Annotated in this window: 4 protein-coding genes; all 4 read right to left on the reverse strand. The window is 72.6% G+C overall.

Annotation, left to right across the window (positions count from 1 at the left end):
• Positions 1-3,216: a dTMP kinase gene (gene tmk / locus AOJ26_RS38675; protein ID WP_053853021.1), complete on the reverse strand. Its 3,216-nt coding sequence runs from the start codon at positions 3,214-3,216 to the stop codon at positions 1-3.
• Positions 3,217-3,340: 124 nt separating this feature from the next.
• Positions 3,341-6,169 carry a type I DNA topoisomerase gene (gene topA, locus AOJ26_RS38680; RefSeq protein ID WP_053853022.1) on the reverse strand — a complete coding sequence of 943 codons (2,829 nt, stop codon included), beginning with the start codon at positions 6,167-6,169 and terminating at the stop codon, positions 3,341-3,343.
• Between the two features lie 258 nt (positions 6,170-6,427).
• Entirely contained in the window at positions 6,428-6,625 is a 198-nt protein-coding gene (locus AOJ26_RS38685; RefSeq protein ID WP_053853023.1) for a hypothetical protein, read from the reverse strand.
• 342 nt (positions 6,626-6,967) lie between these two features.
• A partial coding sequence (locus AOJ26_RS38690) for a septum formation family protein (protein WP_199828917.1) occupies positions 6,968-7,839 on the reverse strand: 872 nt, incomplete at its 5' end.

Below are 7,839 nucleotides of genomic sequence, written 5' to 3' on the forward strand. Positions count from 1 at the left end.
CTACCGCCCCCGACGCCGGCCCCGGTCCTCGCCGTACCCCTCGTCGTGCGGGCCGAGCAACTCGTCCGCCAACGTCGGCAGGTCGTCCAACGGCGTCTCCTCGGCCCAGTCCGACCGGGCCCTGCGCCGCGGTGTGCCCTCGGCGTCGACCTGCGGCAGCTCCCGCGTCCGCTCCTCGTCCCGGAAGTACCCCGGCGGCACCCGGTCCGCGGGCCCCTCCCCCGGCGCCGGCGGCACGGGCGGCAGTACGGCCGTCTCGTCGGCGGCACCCGGCGGAACCGGCGGCAGCACCGCCGTCTCGTCAGCGGGACCCGGCGACACGGGCGGCAGCACCGCCGTCTCGTCCGCAGCCCCCGGCGGAACCGGCGGCTGCGGCAGCTCGGCCGTCACCTCCGCGTCGGAGACGGACGCACCGGAAGCCCCGGCGCCGCTGCCGTCCCGGCTCGCGGAGGAATCCCCGTCGTCCTTCTCCATGGACACGCGCGGCAGCACGGCCGTCTCGTCCGCCGGACCGCCGGACGCGTTCGTCGGCGTCACCACGGGCGTGGGCACGGTCGCCGCGTCCACCCCCGCCGCCGGAGCAGCGGCCTGCTTGGGCCCCTCCTCCGCCGCCGCGGCCGCGGCCTCGGCGAGCCGCCGGGCCTCCTCGGCACGCAGCAACGCCTCCTCGGCCTTGCGCTGCTTCTCCAGCCGCCGCTCCTCGGCCTCGGCACGCAGACGCGCCTCCTCCTCGGCCCGCTTGCGGGCGGCCTCCTGCTCGGCCTTGCGCCGCGCCTCTTCCTCCGCGCGGGCCTTCTCCTCGGCGAGCAGCCGCGCCCGCTCCTCCTCGGCCCGCCTGCGCGCTTCCTCGGCCCGCAGCCGGGCCTCCTCCGCCTGGCGTTCGGCCTCGCGGCGCTGGGCCTCCTCCAGCTCGCGCCGCTTGCGCTCCTCCTCCTCGGCCTTCAGCCGGGCGAGCTGCTCCTGGCGCTCCCGCTCCAGGCGCTCCTCCTCGGCCTTGCGCGCGGCCTCCTCCTCGGCCCTGCGCCGCGCCTCCTCCTCGGCCTTGCGGCGGGCCTCCTCCTGTTCCCGGATCTCCTGCTCGGACAGCGGGAGCATCTGGTCGAGGCGGTGCCGGACGACGGTCGTGACGGCCTCGGGCTCCTGCCCGGCGTCCACGACCAGGTACCGCCCGGGGTCGGCGGCGGCCAGGGTGAGGAATCCGGACCGCACGCGCGCGTGGAACTCCGCCGGCTCCGACTCCAGCCGGTCCGGCGCCTCGGTGAAGCGCTCGCGGGCGATCTCCGGGGACACGTCCAGCAGGACGGTCAGATGCGGCACCAGTCCGTTGGTCGCCCAGCGGTTGATGCGGGCGATCTCCGCCGGGGACAGGTCGCGCCCGGCACCCTGGTAGGCCACCGAGGAGTCGATGTACCGGTCGGAGATGACGACCGCGCCGCGCTCCAGGGCGGGCCTGACCACGGTGTCCACGTGCTCCGCGCGGTCCGCCGCGTACAGCAGCGCCTCCGCGCGGTGCGAGAGGCCGGCGCTCGACACGTCCAGCAGGATCGACCGCAGCCGCTTGCCCACCGGGGTCGCGCCCGGCTCGCGCGTCACCACGACCTCGTGGCCCTTGGCGCGTATCCACTCGGCGAGCGCCTCGGCCTGGGTGGACTTCCCGGCCCCGTCACCGCCTTCCAGGGCGATGAAGAACCCCGTGTCGGCGGGCACCGTCTCCGGGTCGTCGCCGCCGAGCAGCGCGTCCCGCAGGTCGTGCCGCAGGGGGACGCCGGACCGGTCGTCGACCTTGGCGAGCACCAGCGCGGCCACCGGCAGCAGCAGCGCGCCGACCAGCATCAGGGTGAACGCGGCGCCGCCGTGCGCGAACACGAACTTGCCGTTCTCCAGGCGGTGCGGTCCGATCGCCGCAGCCACCACGGGGGCGACGAGGGCGCCGAACGCCACACCGACCCGCACGACCGCGTGCAGGTGCTCGGTGGTCCGCGCCCGCCGGTACTCCTCGGTCTCCTGGTCGAGCAGGGTGTGCCCGGTGTTGGCGGCGACACCCGCGCCGACACCGGCCAGCGCGTCGATCAGCAGCACGGTGGTGACGTCCGGGACGAGCCCGGCGGCCAGCAGGGCGACACCGGTGAAGGCGATCGCCAGCGCGAGCAGCCGGCGCCGCGACAGCGAGACCAGCACCCTGGGCGCCGTACGGACACCGACGACGACACCGCCGGTCAGGGCGAGCACCATCAGCCCGTACATCACCGGGCCGCCGCCCAGGTCCTTGGCGTGCAGCACGGAGACGGCCACGGCGGCCGCGATCGCCCCGGCGACGGCGGCACAGGCCGGCACCAGCAGCGGGATCGCGCCGGTACGGCCCTTGTCGACGCCGGTGCCCGTCTTGGGCCGGCGCAGCCCCTCCAGCGGCGAACGCGCGCGCGGGGTGCGGGTGTCGGGCAGCTCCAGGAAGGTCAGCAGGGACAGGGACGCGGCGAACAGTCCGGCCGCGACGTACGACGCGAGGGCCGCCTGGTGCTGGCCGAACCAGTCGATGCCCGAGCCCAGCACGTTGTTGAGCAGGGCCGCCACGACGAGTGCGGCGCCGGCGAGCGGGATCGCCACGAAGGTCGTCCGCAGCGACAGGCGGCGCAGCGCGTCCAGGTGGTCCGGCAGCGGTCGTACCGTCGCGCCCTCCGGCGGCGGGGCCGGCAGCAGGGCGGGCGCCGCGCTCTCGCGGCACACGGTCCAGAAGCGCTCGGCGACACCCGTCACGAAGACGGTCACCAGGAGCATCGCGAGGGCGTCGTCCGGCGTCCAGTCGATCCACAGCGGCGCGACGATGAGCAGGGCGAGCCTGACCCCGTCCGCGCCGACCATGGTCCAGCGGCGGTCGAGCGGCCCCTCGTGCGAGGTGAGCGAGGTCAGCGGGCCGAGCAGGACGGCGCCGAAGAGCAGCGTCGCCAGGATGCGCGTACCGAAGACGGTCGCCACTGCGAACGCCGCGCCACGGTAGCCGCCGCTGAACGAGCCCCCGGCGATCGCCGCCTGAAGGGCCAGCAGGACCAGCACCAGCAGGGCGAGGGTGTCGCCGATGCCGCCCACGAGCTGGGCGCTCCACAGGCGTTTGAGCTGGGGCCTGCGCAGCAGGGCGCGGACGGCGCGCTCGCGGGAGTCCGCGAGCAGGGCGTCGTCGGGGGCCGGTTCAGGGGCCGTTGGCTGCTCCGCACGGGTCATGCGTTCAGCCTATCGGGAGCCACCGACAGCCCGGAGGGCCCGTCCTGACGTGCGCACGTCCCGACACCAAAGTGATGCCGGGACGTTCGCATTGCGAAGCCTTGGTGGAGGAGCAGCGACGGACTCAGTCCTCCGACGCCGCCTTCGAAGCCGCCGCCTTCTTCGCGGTGGCGGTGGTCTTCTTCGCCGTCGTCTTCTTCGCGGCCGTCGTGGTCTTCTTCGCCGCGGTCTTCTTGGCGGCCGTCGCCTTCTTGGCCGGGGCCTTCTTCGCGGGCGCCTTCTTCGCCGTCTTCTTGGCGGGGCCCTTGGCCCGCTTCTCGGCGAGGAGTTCGAAGCCGCGCTCGGGAGTGATCGTCTCGACGCTGTCGCCGGAGCGCAGGGTCGCGTTGGTCTCCCCGTCGGTCACGTACGGTCCGAAGCGGCCGTCCTTGACCACCACCGGCTTCTCGCTGACCGGGTCGGTGCCGAGCTCCTTCAGCGGCGGCTTGGCGGCCGCGCGGCCGCGCTGCTTGGGCTGGGAGTAGATCTGCAGCGCCTCTTCGAGGGTGATCGTGAAGAGCTGCTCCTCGGAGGTGAGCGAGCGCGAGTCCGTGCCCTTCTTCAGGTACGGGCCGTAGCGGCCGTTCTGCGCGGTGATCTCCTGGCCCTCGGCGTCGGCGCCGACGACCCGCGGCAGCGACATCAGCTTGAGGGCGTCCTCCAGCGTCACGGTGTCCAGCGACATCGACTTGAACAGCGAGGCCGTACGCGGCTTCACGGCGTTCTTGCCGGTCTTCGGGGTGCCCTCGGGGAGCACCTCGGTGACGTACGGGCCGTAGCGGCCGTCGCGGGCGATGATCTGGTGGCCCGTCACCGGGTCGGCGCCGAGCTCGAAGTCGCCGCTGGGCTTGGCGAGCAGTTCCTCGGCGAGCTCGACGGACAGCTCGTCGGGTGCCAGGTCCTCGGGCACGTCGGCGCGCTGGTGGTTCTCGGAGTCCTTCTCGCCGCGCTCGATGTACGGGCCGTAGCGGCCGACCCGGAGCACGATGTCGTTGCCCACCGGGAACGAGGAGACCTCGCGCGCGTCGATCGCGCCCAGGTCGGTCACCAGTTCCTTGAGGCCGCCGAGGTGGTCCCCGTCGCCGTTGCCGGCCTCGGCCGCGCCGCCGATGCCGTTGCCCTCGCCGAAGTAGAACCGCTTGAGCCACGGCACGGACTGGGCCTCACCGCGGGCGATGCGGTCGAGGTCGTCCTCCATCTTGGCGGTGAAGTCGTAGTCGACGAGCCGCCCGAAGTGCTTCTCCAGGAGGTTGACCACGGCGAAGGACAGGAAGGACGGCACGAGTGCCGTGCCCTTCTTGAACACGTAGCCGCGGTCGAGGATCGTGCCGATGATCGACGCGTACGTCGACGGGCGGCCGATCTCCCGCTCTTCGAGCTCCTTGACCAGGCTGGCCTCGGTGTAGCGGGCCGGGGGCTTGGTGGCGTGCCCGTCGACCGTGATCTCCTCGGCGGACAGCGGGTCGCCCTCGTTGACCTGGGGCAGCCGGCGCTCGCGGTCGTCCAGCTCGGCGTTCGGGTCGTCGGCGCCCTCGACGTAGGCCTTGAGGAAGCCGTGGAAGGTGATCGTCTTGCCGGAGGCGCTGAACTCGACGTCCCGGCCGTCGGCGGCGGTGCCACCGATCTTCACGGTGACGGAGTTTCCGGTCGCGTCCTTCATCTGCGAGGCGACGGTCCGCTTCCAGATCAGCTCGTAGAGCTTGAACTGGTCGCCGGTCAGACCCGTCTCGGCGGGCGTGCGGAAACGATCACCCGAGGGACGGATCGCCTCGTGCGCCTCCTGCGCGTTCTTGACCTTCCCGGCGTAGGTGCGCGGCGCGGAGGGCAGGTAGTCGGCGCCGTACAGCTGCGTGACCTGGGCGCGGGCCGCGTTGACCGCGGTGTCGCTGAGGGTCGTGGAGTCCGTACGCATGTAGGTGATGAAGCCGTTCTCGTACAGCTTCTGGGCCACCTGCATGGTCGCCTTCGCGCCGAATCCGAGCTTGCGCGAGGCCTCCTGCTGGAGGGTCGTCGTACGGAACGGGGCGTAGGGCGAGCGGCGGTACGGCTTGGACTCGACCGAGCGGACCGCGAACCGGGTCTGCTCCAGGGCGGCGGCGAGCGCGCGGGCGTTCGCCTCGTCGAGGTGGAGGGTGTTCGCGCTCTTGAGCTGCCCGAGGGAGTCGAAGTCGCGGCCCTGCGCGACGCGCCTGCCGTCGACGGTCTGAAGTCGGGCGACCAGCGACGACGGGTCCGACGGGTCTCCCGCGCGGCCGGTCGCGAAGGTGCCCGTCAGGTCCCAGTACTCGGCGGAACGGAACGCGATGCGCTCGCGCTCCCGCTCGACCACGAGCCGGGTCGCGACCGACTGGACACGGCCGGCCGACAGGCGCGGCATGACCTTCTTCCACAGGACCGGCGAGACCTCGTAGCCGTAGAGGCGGTCGAGGATGCGGCGGGTCTCCTGGGCGTCGACCAGCTTCTGGTTCAGCTCGCGCGGGTTGGCGACGGCGGCCTGGATCGCGGCCTTGGTGATCTCGTGGAAGACCATCCGCTTGACCGGGACCTTGGGCTTGAGCACTTCCTGGAGGTGCCACGCGATGGCCTCGCCCTCGCGGTCCTCATCGGTGGCGAGGAAGAGCTCGTCGGAGTCCTTCAGCAGGTCCTTGAGCTTCTTGACCTGGGCCCGCTTGTCGGCGTTGACGACATAGATGGGCTCGAAGTCGTGCTCGACGTCCACGCCGAGGCGGCGGACCTCGCCGGTGTACTTCTCGGGCACCTCCGCGGCGCCGTTGGGGAGGTCGCGGATGTGCCCGACGCTCGCCTCGACGACGTATCCGGGGCCGAGATAGCCCTTGATCGTCTTCGCCTTGGCAGGCGACTCGACGATGACGAGTCGGCGGCCGCCCTGTGCGGTCTCGCTGGTCGGGGACAACTTCGCTCTTCTCTCCGGTCGACGCTGGGATCTCCCCAGGCCTGGTTCCCGGGGTCGGGTCATACGGACGCTTGCGGAGTGTGACGGTACATCCCGCCCCCGTGTCAAACGGGAAAAGCCCGCAACGGCCACTCGAACGGTAACCCGACTACCGCCATTCCTGCCGCCCGGAGTACCCACCGGCCTTTTCGCACTCATCCGGAGGGCGATCTACCGAATACCGGTCGGCCCGATCGCGTCGACCTCCCAGGAACCGTCCTAGAGGCCGGTGAAGCACCATGCGCCGAGGGCGAGCGTGAGGAGCGCGGCGACGGTCGCGAGGGTCGCGGATGCGACGGGACTCACACCGTGGGCGACGGGCTCGCGATGCCGCACCCGGGCCGCGGTCCACACCAGCAGCCCTCCGCCGAACAGGGCGAACACCGTTCCCGCGAAGATCGCCGGTCCGCTCTCCATGGCTCCCCGTGCCCCTTTTCTCCGTCCGCGCGTGCGCCTTCGGTGGAGACTGGCACGCCCGGGCGGCGCACAGACGAACCCTGGGTGAACGCCGCCCCGCCACGGCCGCGGGGTCCGCCGGACCGGCCTCCCGTCGCTTGCCGTCCGTCCCGCGTCCCGACTCCCGTCCGGCCGCCCGAGGGTTCCGTCCGACTCCCGTCCCGCTCCGGTCCGGTCGCCCGAGGGGCCCGGCGGCTGTCCCGGACGCCCAGGGAACCCGTCCGGTTCTCGCCCGCTTCTCACCGGGTTCCCGCACTTCCGCGACCGGGCCCGGACCGGATTCGGTACGGAAACCGACCGGATTCAGACCGCGCCGGGCGGGGGTATCTTCCCGCTCGACTCCTTGTTGTCGGTCAGGCTGACCGTGCACACGATCTTGTCGAATCCCTTCTTCCAGTCGTCCTCGTCCGCGACCCAGCCGTACACAAGACGTTCCCGGCCGGGCGCCCAGGCCGACTCGAATTTGTTGCCGCACAACTTCGTCGCGTTGTCGGTGCCCTTCTTGTGGCTCATTCCGGCGGGCGCCTGAACGGTGCCGATCACCTGGTCGGTGTGCGGTTTCGAACACTCGGTCAGCGGAGCCCGGTAGCCGTCGTCGAGCTGCTGGTAGACCCAGCAGTCGCCGACGCTCATCTGACCGACCCACAGGTCCGTGCCCAGGTCCCGGAACCGGCCCACCTCACCGCCTATCGCGGCATGGCGGCCGAGCACGAGACACGCCGTACCGCGGCCGGCCGCGCGGAAGCCCGCCTCGGTCGGCACGACGGCGTACCCGGCCGCGTCCGGCAGCGCGTCCACGACGGGCCGGCTCAGGTCCGCGCAGCGCTTCGCGCCCCGGGCCCGGGCGTCGGCGAAGTCGGCGGCCGTGTCGACGGCCACGACCTGGCCGTCCGGCCAGTCGTCCGCGCAGTCCACGACCCCGAGGTTCGGCGCCGACGCGAACGGCGTCCCCGACCACACCGCCTGCACGCAGTCACCGGCCTCCAGGGGTTCGTCGAGCCCGACCACATCGCCGTACGGCAGCACGGACCCGGTCGGCGACGGCTCCTGCGACCGACTCGCACCGGCGCCCGGCGACGACTTGGTCGCGGTGTCCTTCCTGCCGTCGTCCCCGGTCAGCGAGATGACGCCCCACACACCGCCCGCGACGACGAGGAGCACACCGACGACGAGAG

It is taken from the genome of Streptomyces sp. NRRL B-24085 (assembly GCF_001282115.1).
In the GTDB taxonomy this organism is placed as follows: domain Bacteria; phylum Actinomycetota; class Actinomycetes; order Streptomycetales; family Streptomycetaceae; genus Streptomyces.

What these genes read in the sequence shown, in the direction of transcription:
- tmk (WP_053853021.1), bottom strand. Translation starts at nt 3,216, where the DNA reads ATGACCCGTGCGGAGCAGCCAACGGCCCCTGAACCGGCCCCCGACGAC.
- AOJ26_RS38685 (WP_053853023.1), bottom strand. Translation starts at nt 6,625, where the DNA reads ATGGAGAGCGGACCGGCGATCTTCGCGGGAACGGTGTTCGCCCTGTTC.